At 70.9% G+C, this 17,912-nt stretch carries 12 protein-coding genes and 1 pseudogene; 6 read left to right on the plus strand and 7 right to left on the minus strand.

What is annotated here, in order from left to right; all coding sequences use genetic code 11:
• Nucleotides 1-149 precede the first annotated feature (149 nt).
• Nucleotides 150-1,195, minus strand: a pseudogene (locus ABZ396_RS21670) (zinc-binding dehydrogenase).
• Between the two features lie 140 nt (nucleotides 1,196-1,335).
• Entirely contained in the window at nucleotides 1,336-4,557 is a 3,222-nt protein-coding gene (locus ABZ396_RS21675; RefSeq protein ID WP_358920567.1) for a cytochrome P450, read from the minus strand.
• Between the two features lie 235 nt (nucleotides 4,558-4,792).
• Between ABZ396_RS21675 and ABZ396_RS21680 the strand changes: the two genes are divergently transcribed.
• Nucleotides 4,793-5,419, plus strand: a complete 627-nt coding sequence (locus ABZ396_RS21680; protein WP_358920569.1) for a TetR family transcriptional regulator — start codon at nucleotides 4,793-4,795, stop codon at nucleotides 5,417-5,419.
• A 136-nt stretch (nucleotides 5,420-5,555) separates the two neighbouring features.
• Here ABZ396_RS21680 and ABZ396_RS21685 read toward each other — a convergent pair whose 3' ends face one another.
• From ABZ396_RS21685 to ABZ396_RS21695, 3 genes are all read right to left on the minus strand, one after another.
• Entirely contained in the window at nucleotides 5,556-6,794 is a 1,239-nt protein-coding gene (locus tag ABZ396_RS21685) for a bifunctional 3-(3-hydroxy-phenyl)propionate/3-hydroxycinnamic acid hydroxylase (protein WP_358920571.1), read from the minus strand.
• A gap of 138 nt (nucleotides 6,795-6,932) precedes the next feature.
• Nucleotides 6,933-7,322: a lipocalin-like domain-containing protein gene (locus tag ABZ396_RS21690; RefSeq protein WP_358920573.1), complete on the minus strand. Its 390-nt coding sequence runs from the start codon at nucleotides 7,320-7,322 to the stop codon at nucleotides 6,933-6,935.
• A gap of 244 nt (nucleotides 7,323-7,566) precedes the next feature.
• Nucleotides 7,567-7,941, minus strand: coding sequence for a hypothetical protein (locus ABZ396_RS21695; protein WP_358920575.1), 375 nt, complete (start codon nucleotides 7,939-7,941; stop codon nucleotides 7,567-7,569).
• Between the two features lie 240 nt (nucleotides 7,942-8,181).
• Between ABZ396_RS21695 and ABZ396_RS21700 the strand changes: the two genes are divergently transcribed.
• Genes ABZ396_RS21700 through ABZ396_RS21710 form a run of 3 tightly spaced genes read left to right on the plus strand, consistent with a single transcriptional unit; the run spans nucleotide 8,182 to nucleotide 10,973 of the window.
• Nucleotides 8,182-8,391 (plus strand): ferredoxin, encoded by a 210-nt coding sequence (locus ABZ396_RS21700; protein ID WP_358920597.1) that lies wholly within the window; start codon nucleotides 8,182-8,184, stop codon nucleotides 8,389-8,391.
• Entirely contained in the window at nucleotides 8,381-9,748 is a 1,368-nt protein-coding gene (locus tag ABZ396_RS21705) for an FAD-dependent oxidoreductase (protein ID WP_358920577.1), read from the plus strand. Before ABZ396_RS21700 ends, ABZ396_RS21705 begins: the two co-directional genes overlap by 11 nt.
• A 40-nt stretch (nucleotides 9,749-9,788) precedes the next feature.
• The gene (locus ABZ396_RS21710) at nucleotides 9,789-10,973 is read left to right on the plus strand and encodes a cytochrome P450 (protein ID WP_358920579.1); all 1,185 of its coding nucleotides are present in this window, start codon (nucleotides 9,789-9,791) and stop codon (nucleotides 10,971-10,973) included.
• Between the two features lie 25 nt (nucleotides 10,974-10,998).
• On the opposite strand, the gene ABZ396_RS21715 is transcribed toward ABZ396_RS21710, so the two are convergent.
• Complete coding sequence (locus ABZ396_RS21715; RefSeq protein ID WP_358920581.1) at nucleotides 10,999-11,628, minus strand: TetR/AcrR family transcriptional regulator; 630 nt, start codon at nucleotides 11,626-11,628, stop codon at nucleotides 10,999-11,001.
• Nucleotides 11,629-11,883: 255 nt separating this feature from the next.
• Between ABZ396_RS21715 and ABZ396_RS21720 the strand changes: the two genes are divergently transcribed.
• Both ABZ396_RS21720 and ABZ396_RS21725 read left to right on the plus strand, forming a co-directional pair.
• Entirely contained in the window at nucleotides 11,884-14,349 is a 2,466-nt protein-coding gene (locus ABZ396_RS21720) for a SpoIIE family protein phosphatase (RefSeq protein ID WP_358920583.1), read from the plus strand.
• A gap of 35 nt (nucleotides 14,350-14,384) precedes the next feature.
• Nucleotides 14,385-16,832 carry a SpoIIE family protein phosphatase gene (locus tag ABZ396_RS21725; RefSeq protein WP_359185480.1) on the plus strand — a complete coding sequence of 816 codons (2,448 nt, stop codon included), beginning with the start codon at nucleotides 14,385-14,387 and terminating at the stop codon, nucleotides 16,830-16,832.
• A 46-nt stretch (nucleotides 16,833-16,878) separates the two neighbouring features.
• On the opposite strand, the gene ABZ396_RS21730 is transcribed toward ABZ396_RS21725, so the two are convergent.
• Entirely contained in the window at nucleotides 16,879-17,838 is a 960-nt protein-coding gene (locus tag ABZ396_RS21730; RefSeq protein ID WP_358917895.1) for a GlxA family transcriptional regulator, read from the minus strand.
• Nucleotides 17,839-17,912: the final 74 nt, after the last annotated feature.

The following is a 17,912-nucleotide window of genomic DNA, read 5'->3' on the forward strand; positions in this document are numbered from 1 at the left end:
AGGCGGTCCGGCGCGGGTGGCTGTGAAGAACCGAGGGGGCCCGCTGTGCGGAGCCGGGGGGCGAATAACCGTGGGCGCCGGTGCTCCCTCAAGCACCGGCGCCCACTCACCCCTGCCCGAGGTGGCTGTGATGTCCCACTGAACGGGTGTCAGGGGACGAGGATGAGGCGGATCGGGTGGCCGATCTTGTTCGCCAGCCGGTTGACGGCATCGGGGGCGTCGGCCAGCGGTATGTGGTCGGTGATGGAGGGGGCCAGGTCCAGGCGGCTGTTGGGGGCCAGCCGCACCAGCTCGGAGACGGACTCGGATGAGCTGCCGTAGTGTCCCCGTACCTGCTTCTGCAGGTAGTTGAAGGTCAGGCCCTCGGTGATGGTGAGCGGCCTGGGTGTGATGCCCACCGGGATCAGGGCGCCGCCCAGGCCGAGCACGGAGGCGGCCTGCTCGCGTACCGCGGGCACGCCGGCGCAGTCGAAGGCGAAGTCCAGGCCGCGTCCGCCGGTGGCCGCGCGTACCTGGTCGGCGAAGGCGGGGGCGGCCGGGTCCAGGGCGAAGTCCGCGCCGAAGGCCAGGGCGCGCTCCCGGGCGCCGGGCAGCGGGTCGACGGCGATGATCGGCGCGGCGCCGACCAGGCGGGCGGCGCGGACGTTGTGCGCGCCGACTCCGCCCACGCCCCACACGCCCACGGACTGGGCGGGACGGACGCCTGCGGTGGTGACGACGGCGGAGTAAGGGGTGGACACCGCGTCGGGGATGATCGCGCCTGGTCGTAGGGGAGGCTGTCGGGGATGGGGATGAGGGTGTCCTCGCGGGCGACGGTGTACTGGGCCCAGCCGCCGTCGTAGTCGAAGCCGGCGGTGAGCATCTGGGTGCAGGGGCGGCGGCGCACGCAGCCGGCGCACTGGCCGCAGGTCTTGCCGGCCTCCAGAGTGACGCGGCTGCCGACGGTCAGGCCGCGTTTGAGGCCGGGGCCGAGGGTGTGGATCACACCGGAGACCTCGTGGCCGACGGTGACCGTGTCGGAGGTGGCGAACAGCGGGACGAGAGAGCCGTCGATCAGGTGGACGTCGGAGAGGCAGACGCCGGCGGCCTTGACCTCGATGAGGACCTCGCCCGGACCGGGCACCGGGACGGGGACCTCCTCCACGACGAACTTCTTGCTGTCCAGGTGGAAGCGACCGGCGAGCATGGTGTCCATGGTCATCTGCTTTCTGTGAGCGGCACTTCCGGCGATGCGGGCCGAGCGGTGCCATGAGTCCCTGACGGGCTTGTGATGGCCGGGAGGCGTGCGGGGCGGCAGGACAGGCCGCACGCCTCCCGGTGTCCGGGGGCAGGAGGTCAGGCGAAGACGTCCTGCTGGTAGCGCTCGTCCGCCTCGAGCTGGGCGAGCCACTGCTGAGCGGCCTCGTCGTCGCCGCCGGTCCGCTCGCGGTAGACCGCGGCGAGGGCCTCGCGCACGGCGGGTGCCATGCGGCGGCCGTCACCGCACACGTAGATGTACGCGCCGTCCTGGATCGCCTGCCACACCGTCTCGGCGGAGTTGGCGATGGCGTTCTGCACGAACCGGGCCGGGTGGCCGGTCACCGCGGAGTAGGCGGTGTGCACCTGGGCGATCCCGGCCTGCTCCCAGTCCTGCATCTCCTGGCGGTAGAAGTAGTCGTGCTCCGGGTGGCGGCAGCCGACGAACACCTGCGACAGGCCCACCTGCGTGCCGCTCTCGTGCTGCTGGGCGCGCTCCTCCAGGAAGCCGCGCAGCGGCGCGATGCCGGTGCCGGGGCCGACGAGGATCAGCGGTGTGGCGGGGTCCGCCGGCGGGGCGAAGGTGGGGGAGGGCACGCGGACATAGCCGTAGACGACGTCACCGGGTTCCAGGCCCGCGATGTAGGAGGAGCAGGTGCCGCGGTACCGCCCGTCGCCGGACAGGGCGGGGCCCTCCAGCAGGCCCACGGTCAGGCGGACATGGCGCGGGTTGGCCAGCGGGGCGGAGGAGATGGAGTAGAAGCGGGGCCGGATCGGTCCCGTCATCTCCAGGAAGACGGCCAGCGGAAGTTCGACCGCGGGGAAGCGCTCCAGCAGGCTCAGCACCGAGACCCGCTTGCCGAGGACGTCCTTCTGGTAGCGCTCCTCGGCTTCGTCGGTGTCGGCGACGTAGGCCTGCAGTTGCGGCCGGGTCCACGGGCACTGGGTGTACTCGGACAGGGTCTGGATCTGGGAGCGGGTGGCCACGTCCTGGAGTTCCAGGAACTCGCTGAACAGCAGTCCGGCGGTGACGGGCGCGCCCACGGGCAGGTGGGTGCGGCCGCCTGCGGGCTGGTCCAGGCGGAGCACCTGGTCGCGGTCGACGCCGAGCCGTGCCAGCGCGCGGTCTACCAGCGGGGGCTCGTTCTTGGCGAAGACGGCGAGGTGGTTGCCGGTGTCGTAGGTGACACCCTCGGGCAGCTCGATGGTGATGGACTTCGCGGACGGGCGCGGCGGTTCGATGCTGAAGTCCCACAGGCCGGTGGCGTCGGCCACGAGTTCCTCGTTGGCCACCACGGTCAGCGGGTAGGCCTGCTCGGAGACGATCGCGGGGCGTACGTCCGCTTCGGTCAGCAGCTGCACCTGGTAGCGCGGGCCACTCGCTTCCGAGGTGTCGGCGGCGTACTCCTCGGCGAGGGTGGCCCACAGGGTGTCCAGCCAACGGGTGGCCATACCGTCGAAGTCACCGGCGGCGTCGGCGATGCCGCGCTCGATGACGGGGGTGGCACCGGCGGCCAGGAGGCCTTCCTCGATCCGCCTGGGGAAGGCCTGGTAGGTGGCGACCCACTGGGTGTTGCCGGCGCCCAGCAGCGCGAACCGCACGTTGGACAGCGAGCCCTCGGGCAGCCCGGCGGCGAGCAGGTCGTCGAAGCGCTGGGCATTGTCGGGGGCCTTGCCGTTGTAGCTGGCGGCGACGACGGCGAGCAGGCCCTCGGTGGGCAGGTTGTCGCCCAGCGCGTCCAGGCTGATCAGCGTGGTGCCGAAGCCGGAGCGCTCAGCGCGGTCGGCGATCGCGTGTGCCAGGTCCTCGCAGGAGCCCAGGCTGGAGCCGTAGGCGACGGTGAGGTTGACCCCGACGCCGCTGACGGCGGCCTGCTGCTGCGTGTCATCGGTCTGCAGGTCGGCGGTGCCGAACACGGTGCGCTCGTGCTCCTGACGCCTGCCCACGACCAACTGGAAGCCGCTGGGCTTGCGGGTCAGCGTCTCCAGGGGGTCCATCTTGTAGTCGGTGGTGTCGGAGAACTTGAACTTCTGCAGTATCAGCGCTACGGCCAGACGGGCCTCGACAAGCGCGAACTGGCGGCCGATGCAGGCACGCACGCCGTTGCCGAAGGACTTGTAGGCGTGCGGGTGGTGCTGGACGCGGTTCTCCGGCAGCCAGCGGTCGATGTCGAAGTCGTGCGGCCGCTCCCAGGCCTTGGGGTGGGTGTGCAGCGGGCCCATGAGGATGTTGACCCGCGTGCCCTTCTTCAACTCGTAGCGGCCGCCGAGGACGGTGTCCTCCAGCGGGGCCTTGCCGATCGACGGGATGGGAGCCCACAGCCGCAGGGTCTCCTCCAGGACGCGCGGGATGACGTCCAGCTGCATGATCGTGTCGTAGTCCGGGACGGTGTCGCCGGGCAGCAGACGGTCCACCTCGGCATACGCCTGGGCCAGCACGGACGGGTTGCGCATCAGCGAGTACGTGGCGAACGACAGCAGACCACTGGTGGTCTCGTGACCGGCGATGAGGAACGTCAGCACCTGGTCACGGACGTTGTCGACGTCCAGCGACTTGCCCGTCTGCGGGTCGCTGGCCTCCAGCATCAGGCCCAGCAGGTCCTCCTCACCGCTGGACCTGCCCTCGCGGCGTTCCTTGATCACGCTCTCGACCAGGTCCTGCATCAGCCGGATGTTCTCGCCGTACTTCCTGGCATCGGCCTTGCGGAGCTTGGTCATCATCGGCAGCTCCTGCGAGCGCCGCAGCGACTCCACCAGCGACTCCAGCAGTGCACTGAGGAAGGGGTGCAGCTCCTCCTTGTCGAAGGACTGGAACCGGTAGCCGAACCCGGACAGGGCGATGGTGTCCAGGGTGAGCCGGGTGTAGTCGTCGGTGATGTTGACCGGCTGGCCCTCCCTGCGCCCCCACTTGCCCGCCAGGTTCTGGGCGATCTCCAGCATCTGGCCGTAGTAGTTCCTCATGGCCCGCTGGCTGAAGGCCGGCAGGAGGATCCGGTGCGCCATCCCCCATTCCTCTTCGTACTGGTGGGCGGTGAACAGTCCCGCACCCGCGAAGTCCCGGACGTGGTAGAGCGGCGTCTTGTCGATCTGCTTGAAGAACCGCGTCTCGTCACAGACCTCGGCCACCAGGTCCGGGTCGTAGACGAAGACCTGCTCATGCCCGGCGATGTCCATGCCGTAGATGCCCTCGGGGAACTGCTTGGAGAGCTCACCGAAGTACTCGATCGGGTTGGTGTCCGGGATCTGCGGCGTGTGGCCGAGGAGCGGGATCCCGCGCGGGGAGCGGATGGGGCGGAGGTCGTTCGCGGAGTGCGTGGTCATGGCTTGCTCCTTTGGGTGGAGGAGATGGGCAAGGGCGCCGGTCGATGCCGCGGTGCACCACAGAAACATACGTCGTATGGAATTGGTACCATACGATGTATGGAAATGCGAGCGCAAGTCCGGTCCGAGGCGCGACCGATGTGATCGGGCTCCTTTCCGTACGTCGTACGAAACTGATATCGTACGAGGTATGGAAAAGCCCAAGCGCCCCCCGCGGGGAACCAGGAAGAGGGACGTGCCTCTGACCGAGGCAGGGATCTACACCGCCGCGCTGCGGCTCATCGACGCGGACGGGGTCGAGGCGCTCACCATGCGCAAACTCGCGACCGAGCTGGATGCCAACCCGATGTCGCTGTACCACCACGTGCCGAACAAGGAGGCTGTGCTGCGCGGTGTGGCGAGGGTGGTCGGCACCCAGTTCCGCACCGTGACGCTGGAGGACGCTCCCTGGCAGGAGCGCATCCGTCTGCTCGCCACGGACTTCCGGACGCTGGCGCACCGTCACCCCAAGCTCATGGCCTACTCCTTCAGCCACCAGCCGGACTTCATCCAGCCGGAGGACCCGTTCCTGGCGACGCTCACCGCGATCCTGGCCGCCGCCGGGGTACCGCGCTCCGAGATCCCGGAGACGTCTGCTGCGGTGAGCGCCGTCGTCACCGGTGTCCTCACCGCGGAACTCAACGGCGCGCTCCGCCAGTGGGCGAACATCAAGCCGCCCACCGTCCCCACCGCCGACGAGAACGGCCACATGAATCCAGGCCCCGATGAGGACCGCATCTTCCGCCTGGTCCTGGACACGATCATCACGGGCCTGGAAGGCCGGCTCGCCGCCGAGCGTGACGGCCAAGGCGCGGGCCGTTGAGGGCTGCAGCGCGTAGATGAAGAGGCAGCGGCGCTGAGCACGGAGAGGTCGTGCGGTCAGGTGGCTGCTGAGGGAGGCCGGAGGGCATCCGCCGGCGCGGATGCCCTCCGGCCTCCCGATTGACACCCCCAGTCGGTCACATCACCCGCACTCCGGTTGATACGGCGTCCCGCGTGCCGTCGTCTTCCTGGGGCAGCAGGCCACGGAACGTGGCCACCAGGCGCGGCACGTCCGCCATGCCGACGGCGCCGCCGAAGACGTAGTGGTCGGGGCGCAGCAGCAGGGCCTGTCGCCCGGTCCGGGCCAGGTAGCGCAGGTAGGTGCCGTCCACGTCGATGACATCGGCCGGCCCGTGTGCCGCCTGGTCGTCGGTGACCCGCAGCAGGCGGATCCCGATCCGCTCGCACCAGGCCAGGGCGTCCTCGTCGAGGACCTCACGCGAGTCCCGGGTGGCCAGGAGGGTGAACCCGGTACCGACGGCCTGGTCGAACAGGCCGGTACGGATCCGATGGCGCACGCGTCCCTGCGGCCCGAGCTCCCCGGCCGGCCCCACCGGCGCACCGGTGGCGTCGCAGGCCAGCAGGCCGACGGTCAGGGGGCGGTGCGGCACGAAGGCGTCCGGGTCGCTCTGCTCGGCGAGCAGGCGGGCGTCACGTTCCTCGGCCGCGACCGGGTCCGGCTCGCAGATGATCCTGCCGAGGTACATCGACGCCCGGATCGCATGCTGCAGGTGCTGGGACCGTTCGACCGTGTAGGTGTCCAGCAGGTCCGCGCCGGCCCGCCCGGACATCACCAGGTCGAGCTTCCAGGTCAGGTTGGCGAGGTCCCGGATGCCCGAGCACATGCCCTGCCCGGCGAACGGGGGCATCTGGTGGGCCGCGTCACCGGCCAGCAGCAGCCTGCCCGCGCGCCAGGAGTCGGCCCAGCGGGCCTGGAAGGTGTAGACGGTGTGGCGCTCCAGGGTGGCGTTGCCGGGGTGCATGTCCCAGGGTTCCAGGAACTTCCACGCGGTCTCGGGCCGGTTGAGTTCGGCCATGCTCTCACCGGGCAGTCGCATGAACTCCCAGCGGCGGCGGCCCGGTCCGCCGGAGACGACCGTGCTCGGCCGCGCCGGATCGCACGCCTGCAGGTTGCGCGGCGACCACACGCGGTCCCGGTCGCGGGGAATCACGTCGACGACGAGCCAGTCGTAGTGGAAGCCGAGGTCGGTCATGGAGGTGCCCATGCGGGAGCGGACGAAGCTGTTCGCGCCGTCGCAGCCGATCAGGTAGGCGGCCTGCAGGTGCCGGCGTACGCCGTCGCGCATGAGCGGCGTGTCTCCGGCGCTCTCCGCGACCGTGAGGCGCACCGAGGTGGCGTCCTGGTCGATGTCCACGGCCTCCCAGCCGCGCAGGATGCTGCCCACGTCGGACGACGCCTACAGCTCACTGGAACTGCGCCTGGCACTGGAGATCGCGCAAACCCTGTAGGTCGCGCCCCGATGTGCCGTGCAGAGAATGCCGGTCCTGGCCGGTCAGGCCACCGGCCGACGCCAGCGCAGGACCGCCCGGGTGCCGCCCGTCGCGACGGCCGTCAGTTCAAGGCCTTCCCGGGTGAACCGGACGCTGCGTTCAAGGACCGTCCCCACCCATTCCCCGTGGTGGCTGACCTGGACGTGATGAAGTACCGCTCCGTCCGGTGTGCGCTCCCAGGGCCCGGCGTACGCCACGGTCCCGCCGGCGATCTCCGGCAGCCCGGAGGCACGCACACCACGGCCGGGGTCGGCCGTGAGCAGGGCGCTCATCCAGCCGTTCGCCGTGTAGAGGAGCATGCCGCCGGGACGTTCCCCGAGGGGGTGGGAGGTCACTCCTCCCTGTTCGACCGTGAAGTCCTCCAGGACCCAGGTGCCGACGATGTCTTCCATGATCACCTCACATGTGGTTCGCGTGGGCCGCGGACATGGCACCGGGCAGTGCCCGAGTGGGCGGGCCAAGTGGCCGACTCCCGCCACCCACGACGTCGAGTGAACGGCCCCCGCCTGCGGCAGTTCTGGGTCCGCCGAGCCAAAAAGTCCCCTCGCCTTTGTGCCGGCAGGCTGCCTCGGCCTCGGCTGCGCTCCGCCACCGGGCCGGCAGCGAAACGGGACCTACCGACACGAGCTGCGCGGCTCACCGGTGACCGTCATTCCGGTCGAGGTGGTGCCCGTCCAGGCCGTCGTGCCGGTACCAGTCGCCGGACGGCCAGTCGCGTCCTTCACCGTACGAGCGGTGGAGGTGACCGTCGTGACCGCGCGAGGCCGAATCGGCGGCGCGGTCGTCCTGGTGCCAGCCGTGGACCGCGTCCCAGGAGTAGCCCTGTTCGAGCAGGTAGCCGACACCGTGGTCCCAGCGGTGGTCGTCGGCCCTGACGCTGACGCCAGGGTGCTCGACGGGCGCGGTCGCGGTCGTCGCGGCGGACGCGGTGCCCCCGGCACCGAGAACGGCTGCACCCGCGACCGCTACAGAGGACACGGTGACGGCGATGCGCTTCGTGAGGTTCTTCATGGTCTTTCCTTCCGGTTGGCGCGGTCCGCGTCATCGGCTGTTGAGCACGCGATGTGAGACGGCCGGCGTGGTCGAACAAGCTTTTCCATACGTTGTATGGAAGCGTGCGTCCAGTATTACCATACGTCGTATGGAACTGACGAGCTCTCGGTCTCCGCACCCTGGGTGGCCGTGCGTGGGTCCGGAACCCGCCTCATGCTGGAGACGAGGGGGGGCGTGACAACGGAGGAAGTGGTGAAGATGCGGACCGTTGTCGACCTCGCGCGCTGCCAGGGCTATGCGCAGTGCGTGTTCCTCGCGCCGGCGGTTTTCGAGCTGCACGGCGAGGAGGGACTGCTGTACGCCACTGCTGTGCCCGACGACCAGGTGGAACGCGTACGTGAGGCCGCGGCCGCGTGCCCGGTCCAGGCCATCCTCCTGGGGGAAGAGGTGACCACCGGTGCCCGCTGACCTCAAGGACGGTCGTATCGTCATCGTCGGTGCGTCGCTGGCGGGGCTGCGGGCCGCGGAGGCGCTGCGTGAAGAGGGCTTCACCGGCTCGCTGACCGTGGTCGGGGACGAACCCCACCCGCCTTATGACCGGCCGCCGCTGTCCAAGCAGGTGCTGCTCGGGCAGGCCACGGCGGAGACCACCGGGCTGCCGATGCGCCGGGACCCGGACGCCGAGTGGCGCCTCGGCGTACGTGCCACCGGTGTGGACCTGCTGGCGAAACGGGTGTCCCTGGAGGACGGGGAGTCGCTGCCCTACGACCGGCTCCTGATCGCCACCGGAACCCGGGCGCGGCCCTGGCCCAACCCGGAGGAGGGCGCCCTGGACGGGGTGTTCACCCTGCGGACGTGGGAGGACGGCGCAGGTCTGGCGGAGCGGCTGGCCGCCGGTCCGAAGCGGGTGCTGGTGATCGGCGGCGGCTTCACCGGCTCGGAGATCGCCTCGGCCTGCCGTGAACTGGGGCTGGAGGTGACGGTCGCCGAGCGGGGCCCGGCACCCCTGGTGGGAGCCCTGGGCGGCACCCTGTCGAAGCTCGCGGCCGTCATGCACCGCAACCACGGCGTGGACCTGCGCACGGGGGTGACGGTCACCGCCCTGAACGGCAACGGCAGCTTCACAGGCGCGGAGCTGTCCGACGGCAGGCGTGTCGAGGCGGACGTGTGCGTCGTGGCGCTGGGCGCGATCCGCAACGTGGAGTGGCTGGCGGACTCCGGGCTGGCGTCGGGCCCGCGTGGGATCGCCTGCGACGCCGGGTGCCGGGCCTTCACCATGTACGGCATCGTCACCGACGACGTCTTCGTGGCCGGTGACGTCTCCCGCTTCCCGCACCCGCTGTTCGGCTACCAGATGCTCTCCCTGGAGCACTGGGGCAACGCGGTGGAGCAGGCCGAGGTGGCGGCCTACAACATGCTCAATCCGGGGCCCCTGCAGCGCCCGCACCTGGCCATCCCGACGTTCTGGTCGACCCAGTTCGGGCTCAACATCAAGTCGGTGGGCGTGCCCACCTACTCCGACTACGTGGTCATCGCCCAGGGCTCCCTTGAGGCACGCCGTCTGGCGATGGTCTACGGCTACCAGGGGCGGGTCACCGCCGCCGTCACCGTCGACATGGCGAAGTCGCTCGTGTACTACCGGCATCTGATCGAGACGGGCGCTGCGTTCCCGCCCCCGCCCGGCGCGGCGGACCGGGCGATAGCGGCCGACGTCCCGATCCCGTCCGCCGTGCCGGATCCTTCCGTGCTCTCCCACGGCCCCACCGTGGCGCTCACCGGATATCTGCCCGACCGCCGGCTGACCGTGGTACCGCCCACGCGCTGATCCGCGGCCCGTCCCACGACTCCCACCATGAGGAGCCACCATGGACTCCGAGACCCTTCTGGCGCGGATCACCGACTACGCCAGCCGCCCCGACCCCTACCCGCTGTACGCGGAACTCCGCGAGGCCGGACCCGTGGTCCGGCAGGCGGACGGAAGTTATCTCGTCGGCGGCTACCACCAGGTCGCCAATCTGCTCCACGACCCACGGATGAGTGTCGATCCCCGTATCCGTGGCGAGGTGACCCACAAGCCGCCGTTCCTGCGGCTCGACGACCCGGAACACCACAGGCTGCGCACCCTGGCCATGCGACCGTTCGGACCCCCGCACTGCCCCGGTCGCATCGACGGCATGCGCGGCGAGATCGACCGGATCACCAAGGAACTGCTGGCACCCTTCGAAGCCGGCCGGCAGTTCGACATCGTCGACGACTTCGCCTACCCGCTGCCCGTCACGGTGATCTGCCGTCTGCTCGGCGTGCCGCGCGAGGACGAGCCGCTCTTCCGGGCCTGGTCCGACGCTATCGTCGCGGCCGCCGATGTCAGGCCCGACGAGGACACCACCGAGGCCGACAAGGCCGGTGACCAGGCACGGACCGAGATGGGTGGCTACCTGCTGAACCTCGCCGAACAGCGCCGCGGCAATCCGAGCGACGACATGCTCTCCGCGTTCGTCAACGAGCCGGACCCGAACCTGCGGCTCACCCAGGAGGAACTCGCGGAAACCGGCATCCTGCTCCTCATCGCCGGACACGAGACCACGGTCAACCTGATCACCAACGGCGTGCTCACCCTGCTGCGCCAACCCGAGCAGCTGGACCACCTGCGCCGCGAACCGGACCTGATGCCCCGGGCGGTGGAGGAGTTCCTGCGCTACGAACCCCCGGTCCACATGCGCGAACGCCTCCCGCGTGAGGACATCGAGATCGCCGGCACCCCGATCGCCCAGGGCACCTCCGTCATCCTGGTGCTGGCTTCGGGCAACCGCGACCCCCTGCGGTTCCACGAGCCCGACCGGTTCGACCCCACCCGCCCCGACAACGAGCACCTCGGCTTCTGCAGCGGTATCCACTACTGCTACGGCGCGCCCCTGGCCCGTGTGGAGGCCTACTCCGCACTCGGCGCCCTGCTCCCGCATCTGGGCACCGCACGCCTGGTCGAGGACCCGCCCCCCTACCGGCAGAACGCCATGCTCCGCGGCCCCCGCCACCTGCTCATCGACATGTGAAGCCACGTGGGAACCCGCGCCCTCCTCACGCCGTGGCGGGAAGGGGGCGCCGGGCGATGTCGCGGGCCTCGTCCACGGAGAGGCCGAGCATGTGCAGGAGCATCTCGGCCATGCTGTCCGAGGCCCGCCCGCTGTCCACCTCGGGCCCGGTGAACCACAGCTCCAGGAGCGCCAGCAGGTTGCCGTTCACCGCGACCAGTACGACGACCGGGTCGACCACGGTGAAGCGGCCCGAGGCCATGCCCCGCTCCACTTCGCGCCTCGCGCGCGGAGCCAGTCCTCGGCCGGCGTATATGCGGCCGAGCCCGCTGTGGCACAGGATGCGCATGATCTCCGGGTGGGCCCCAGCCATGCGGGCGCTGATCCGCACGCCGCCGGCGAGACGCTCGGCCGGGTCGTCGAGGCCGTGCAGACGCTCGTCAATGGCCTGGGCGTACTCCTCCAGGGCGTCGGCCACAGCCGCGTCGAACAGGTCCGGCTTGCAGGGGAAGTGGTTGTAGAAGGAGCCGAAGCCCACGTCCGCGAGCTCCGCGATGGCCCGGATGCTGGTGCCGGCGTCCCCGGACTCGGCCAGGATCGCCCGCGCGGCGCGGACGAGAGCCCGTCGCGTCTCGGAGCGCCGGCGTTCGAAGCGATTCCTGAGTGATCCTGACATCTTCATCACCAGCGTATGACAGCAGCAATTGTGATGTTTTCATCATCACATTGCCGCCATCCCCCGTCCACCCGGTTTCTGATTATTCGGTCAAACCTGAAGAACTTGACGGATGGGCCTACGTATCTGACTATTTCATCAGAACTGGGCGAAGTGGCCCCAAACGGACATGCGTCGCGCTGTGGGCCGCTCCATCGGACATCGCCTCTCCCCACGGCCGCAGACCAGACCTCCGCACCGATGGGAAGAACCACGATGACGAAGACCAACCACACCTCACCCGCCGAGCCTGCCGTCGGCCTTCGCGAGATACCCGACGCGGCCATAGCGATGGTCGACGCGGAGGGCACCGTGATGGGGTGGACGCAGGCCGCACAGCAGCTGGTGGGGCACTCGGCCCGGGAGGTGGTGGGCCGCTCCGTCGCACACGTGCTGCCGCCTCCCGAGGACGCCGGGAGGACTTCGGCGTTCGCCGAGCAGTGCCGGGCCCAGGGCGGCTGGTCCGGCACCGTGGCGGTCCGCCACCGCGACGGCCACACGCTCACCATGACGCTGCGGATCTCGTTGCTCTGGGGGGAGGACGCCGACACCCGGTGGCTGGTGTCCGTGACCGACATCGGTTCCCTGTCCTCAGGGGCGGCCGACGGGCCGGTGCGGGAGTCGCTCCTTGCCCGCGCACCGATCGGCGTCATCGTCCGTGACCCGCAGCTGCGCTGTGTCTGGGCGAACGACGCCATGGAGCGTCACGACGGCGTGCCCCGTCACCAACGGTTCGGACACCGCCCGAAGGACGCACTGCCCGCCTTCGAGGCCGAAGCGCTCGAGGCGGTGTTGCGGCAGGTGCTGGAGAGCGGCACGACCATGGTCCACGAGTTCCGGGCGTGGCCGCCGGCGGACCCGCGCCGTGAGCACGCGTTCTCGGTGTCGTTCTTCTGCCTCCAAGGCGCGGACGGCACGCCCCTGGGCGTGTGCGCCATGATCGTGGACGTCACCGGCAACCGGCGGGCACGCGAGCGCCTGGCCATCCTCAGCGAGGCCAGCACACGCATCGGCAGCACCCTCGACGTCATGCAGACGGGGCAGGAACTGGCGGATCTCGCCGTGCCCCTGCTGGCCGACCACGCCATCGTCGACCTGGTCGAGTCGGTTCCGTTCGGCAAGGAGCCCTCGCCGCGGACCGGCACGACGAGCGACCGCACACCGCCGCTGCGCCGTGCCGGTGTCGCCACCATCGACCCGGACCTGCCGAAGCTGCCGTTCGTCCGCGAAGAGGTGATCCACCCCCACCCGACCTCGCCGTTCGCCATCGCCCTGCACACGGGCAGCTCTCACCTGGAACCAGTGCTGGACACCCATGCCGGCCCCTGGGTCGACCACGACCCGGTACGGGCGCAGAAGGTCCGGGACAGCGGCATCCACTCCCTGATGGTCGTACCCATCCGTGCCCGCAGCTGCGTGCTGGGCCTCGCGCTGTTCGGCCGCTCCGCGGAACAGACGCCGTTCCAGGAGGACGACCTGCTCCTCGCCGAGGAACTCGTCACCCGGGCCGCCCTCTGTCTGGACAACGCGCTCCGGTACGCGCGCGAACGCAACACCGCCCTCACCCTGCAACGCGAGCTGCTCCCTCACCGCGTGCGAGGCGGTGCCGCTGTCGAGACCGCCTCGCGCTATGTGCCGGCCGACATGGACCACGACGTGGGCGGTGACTGGTTCGACGTGATCGAGCTGTCCGGCGCCCGGGTGGCCCTCGTCGTCGGCGATGTGGTGGGTCACGGCATCAACGCCGCCGCCACCATGGGCAGACTGCGCACCGCCGTGCGCACGCTCGCGGACCTGGAGCTGCCCCCCGACCAACTGCTGGCGCACCTCGACGACACGGTCCGGCGGTTGGACGACGAAGACGCCGACGTCTCCGGCGAGGTGCCCACGGTGGTGGGCGCCACCTGTCTGTACGCCGTCTACGACCCCGTCACCCGACAGTGCACGCTGGCGCGGGCCGGGCATCCGCCGCCCCTGATCGTCGACGCGCGGGGCCAGGTCACCGTCCTCGACCTGCCCACCGGGGCCCCACTCGGCCTCGGTCTCGGCCTGGCCCCCTTCGAGTCCGTGGAACTGGAACTCCCCAAAGGGAGCCTGCTCGCCTTCTACTCCGACGGCCTGATCGAGTCCCGCGACGACGACATCGACGTCGGCCTCCGCCGCCTGGGCGCCGCCCTGGCACAACCCGGCTCATCCCTGGAGGACCTGTGCTCGCGGGTGATGCGGACGTTGCCGGTCCAGGCTCCGGCCGACGACGTCACCCTGCTTCTGGCCCGCACCCGGGTACTCCAACCCGCCCAGATCGCCTCCTGGGACCTGCCCAATGACCCGGCCACCGTCCCGACCGCCCGGCACCTGGTCGCCCGTCAGCTCAGCGAATGGGGGCTGGAACCGCTCGTGACGCCCGCCCAGCTGATCGTCAGCGAACTGATCACCAATGCCATCCGCCACGCCGACGGCCCGAGCCGGCTACGGCTGATCCAGCACCGGGTTCTGACGTGTGAGGTCTCCGACACCGACACCGGCCGGCCGCGCCCGCGCCACCCCGGCGCCTTCGACGAGCACGGCCGCGGCCTCTCCCTCGTCGCTCGGCTGTCGCGCAGATGGGGCTCGCGCTCCGGGGTGGACGGCAAGGTCGTCTGGGCCGAACAAGACCTGCCGCCCACCACCGTCGCGCAGTGAATCGTCGCTCCGCGATCTACCAGGGAAGGGCAGAAATGGCTACCGACAGTACCGATGGCACGGATTCGGTGAGCGCCTCCCCGCAGGCGCCGAGCGCCTCCGGCGCCCCGCCCGCCGGGGCACCCGCCCGCGCGGACCTGGCAGCCGCCGTGCTCGACGGCCGCGGTGCGGTGCTGCGGTGGACCGAGGCGGCAGCGGACCTGACGGGGTTCACCGCCGAGGAGATCTGCGGCCGCCCCGTGCGGGACCTGGTGGCCGGCCTGCCCGACGAACCGCGCGGCGCCACGAAGGCGCCGGCAGCCGGCCGGGTACGGCTGTGGCACCGGTACGGCGGCACGATCGACGTCACCTTCCGGATCACCAGGGTGAGCGGCTCGGCGGACTTCCTCGTGCTGGCGGCACTCGCACACCCGTTGGCCGACCATGAGCACGGCGCGGCGCTTCTGCGCGCACTGTCCGCACAGAACCGGATGACCGTCGCTCTGCACGACACCGATCTCGCCACCGTGCAGACGAACGCCACGCCGGGCACTCCCGACGGCCGTCCGGTACCACCCGGCGCGCGGTTCCGCGACGTGCTGTGTGCCGAGGACGCCGAGAACCTCGAGGCCGTACTGCGCGGGGTGCTCGAGACGGGCGCCCCGGTGGTCCGCAGCAGTCTGCAGGTGAGCTGGCGGCACGACCCGGCGCGGCGGGTCGCGCTGTGGCTGTCCGCCTTCCGGCTGGAGGACGTGCGCGGACGCCCCACAGGGGTCGCGGCCCTGTACATCGACCGCAGTGACCAGCTGCGCGCCCGCCGCCATCTGGACCTCGCCCGCGAAGTGGCCGAGCGGATGGGAGGGTCCCTGGATGTCGTGGGCACCGTGCAGGAACTCGCGGACGTTCTCGTACCCGCGTTCGGAGACCTCGCGGCGGTCGACCTCGCGAAATCCGTCTTCCACGGCGACGAACCACCCAGGCGGCTGGGCGGTGGAGACCCCCATCTGCGCACCGCCGCCCTGGCACCGGCCACCGCGGTATGGCCGGCCGGCATCAGGCCCGGCAACCATGTCCCCCCACTGTCCGACCACGCCCTCCTGCGCAGCTCCCAACAGGGCAGGACAGTCGTCTACGGCCGTGACGACCTCGTCGCCCTGCTCGGCGGCCCGCGCACGGCCGAGGATCTCCTTCCGCACGACGGCCGTACGGTGATGGTGGCGCCGCTGTACGCCCGCGGCCTCACCCTCGGCAACATCGTGGTCTGGCGCACCAGCCGGTCGGAGCCGTTCACCGAGGACGAGGCGGACCTCATGAGGCAGATCGCCTCACGGGGTGCGCTCGCCATCGACAACGCCCGCCGGTACACGCGCGAGCACCGGGCGGCCGTGGCGCTGCAGCAGAGCCTGCTTCCTCCGGCCACGACCGACACTCCGGCAGCCGAGACCGCCGGGATCTATCTGCCCGCCGGCGGCGGAGCGGACATCAGCGGCGACTGGTACGACGCCATCGCTCTGCCCTCCCTGCGGCTGGCCCTCGTCGCCGGGGACGTGGTCGGTCACGGCATACCCGCCAGTGTCACCATGGGCCGCCTGCGCGCAGCCATCCAGACGCTCGCGGACCTCGAACTCGAACCGGACGAGCTGCTCACCCGGATCGCCGACCTGGTCCAGCGCCTCGCGGCGGAGGCCCGGTCCGGCGACCAGGACATCGTCGGTGCCACGTGCCTGTACGCGGTGTACGACCCCATTACCGGCCGTTGCGCCATGGCCAGTGCCGGGCATCCGCCGCCTGTCCTGGTCCGGCCCGACGGGACCACGGAAGCCGTCCCGATCTCCCCGGGCCCACCCCTCTCCCTCAGCGGCATGCCGTACGAGACCACGACGATCGACCTCCCACCGGGCAGCGTCCTGGCGCTGTACACCGACGGCCTGATCGGCCCGGGCGCGGACGACACCGACGACGGACTCGGGCGGCTGATCCATGCGCTCGCCGCGTCCTGCCGCCCGAACCGCGCTCTGGACGAAACCGGCCGGGCGCTCCTGGCCGACCTGGTGGACGGAGCGCCGCCCGACGACGCGGCCCTGCTCCTGGCCCGCACCCGCGCCGTCCCGGCGGAGGACACCGCACACTGGGAGATCCCGGCCGATCCGGCCGCCGTGTCCGAGGCGCGAGCATGGGCAACGCGCCAACTCACCAGCTGGGGGCTGGAGGACCTCGTCTTCACCACCGAACTCATCGTCAGCGAACTGGTCACCAACGCGCTTCGCTACGGCCGCCCGCCGACGGAGCTGCGGCTGATCCGCCACGACGTGCTGGTCTGCGAGGTCACCGACTCCAGCAGCACCCAGCCCCGCCTACGACGTGCCCACACGACCGACGAGGGAGGACGCGGCCTGTTCCTGGTCGCCCGGCTCGGGACCCGCTGGGGCTGCCGCCACGGCCAGAACCGCAAGACGATCTGGTCCGAACAGCTCATCGACCACCCCGACCCACCCCCGGCCTGAGCCAGCTCCTGGCCAGTGCCGACCGCGCCCTTCTCAGCGGTGGTGCCTACTCCTGGCCGCTGGTGGTGGTGAAGCGTCTGCGGTAGTGGGTCGGGGTCGTACCCAGGTGGCGGGCGAAGGCGCGGCGGAGGGTCTCGTCGGTGCCGAGGCCGCTGTGCTGCGCGGCCGAGGTGACGCTGTGGCCCTCCAGGAGCAGCTGCTGCGCGCGGTCGAGACGGACCCTCTCGACCCAGCGCGCGGGCGTGGTGCCCAGTTCGGCGCGGAACAGCCGGGTCAGATGCCGGGGGCTGACGGCGGCGGACGCTGCCAGCACGGGCAGGCTGTGATCGGCGGTCGGATCGGCGAGCACGGACGCGATCAGCGTACGCAGGAGGTCGTCGCGGGCCGGCGGGGTGGTGATGGCCGTGGAGAACTGGGACTGACCGCCCGGGCGTTGCAGGAAGACGACCAGTTCCCGTGCGATGTCCCGGGCCACGCCGACGCCGTGGTCGTCCTCCACCAGGGCGAGGGCGAGGTCGATGCCCGCGCTGATGCCCGCCGAGGTGACGTACCGCCCGTCGCGGATGTGGATGGCGTCCGGCTCCACCCGCACCCGCGGGTAGCGGCGGGCGAACGTGGCCGCGTGCCGCCAGTGGGTCGTCGCACGGCGGCCGTCGAGCAGACCCAGCTCGCCCAGGACGAACGCGCCGGTGCACACCGAGGCGACCCTGCGCGCCCGCTCGGTGAGTTCGCGGGCCGCGCCCAGCAGCTCGTCCTCGATCGGCCGCTCGGCCAGCCGGTCACCGCCCGCGACCAGGACCGTGTCGACCGGCCCGGCGTCGGCCGCCCGGACCGTGCCGCTCAGCGCCAGCCCGGTGGAGGTGGTGACCGTCCCGCCCCGCGGCGAGACCAGCACCAGCTCATAGCGGTCGGCGAGCCGGCCAGCCTGGTGCAGCACCTCCGACGGGCCGCTGACGTCGAGCATGGTCACGCCCTCGAAGACCACAAAGCCCACCCGATGCGCCATGTCCGAATCCGTGGTTTTCCTGGCAGCAGAGACATGGCCCAGCGTACGACCTCCGGACAACCCTGGAGGCACAT

Source organism: Streptomyces sp. NPDC005866 (assembly GCF_040629895.1).
GTDB lineage: Bacteria > Actinomycetota > Actinomycetes > Streptomycetales > Streptomycetaceae > Streptomyces.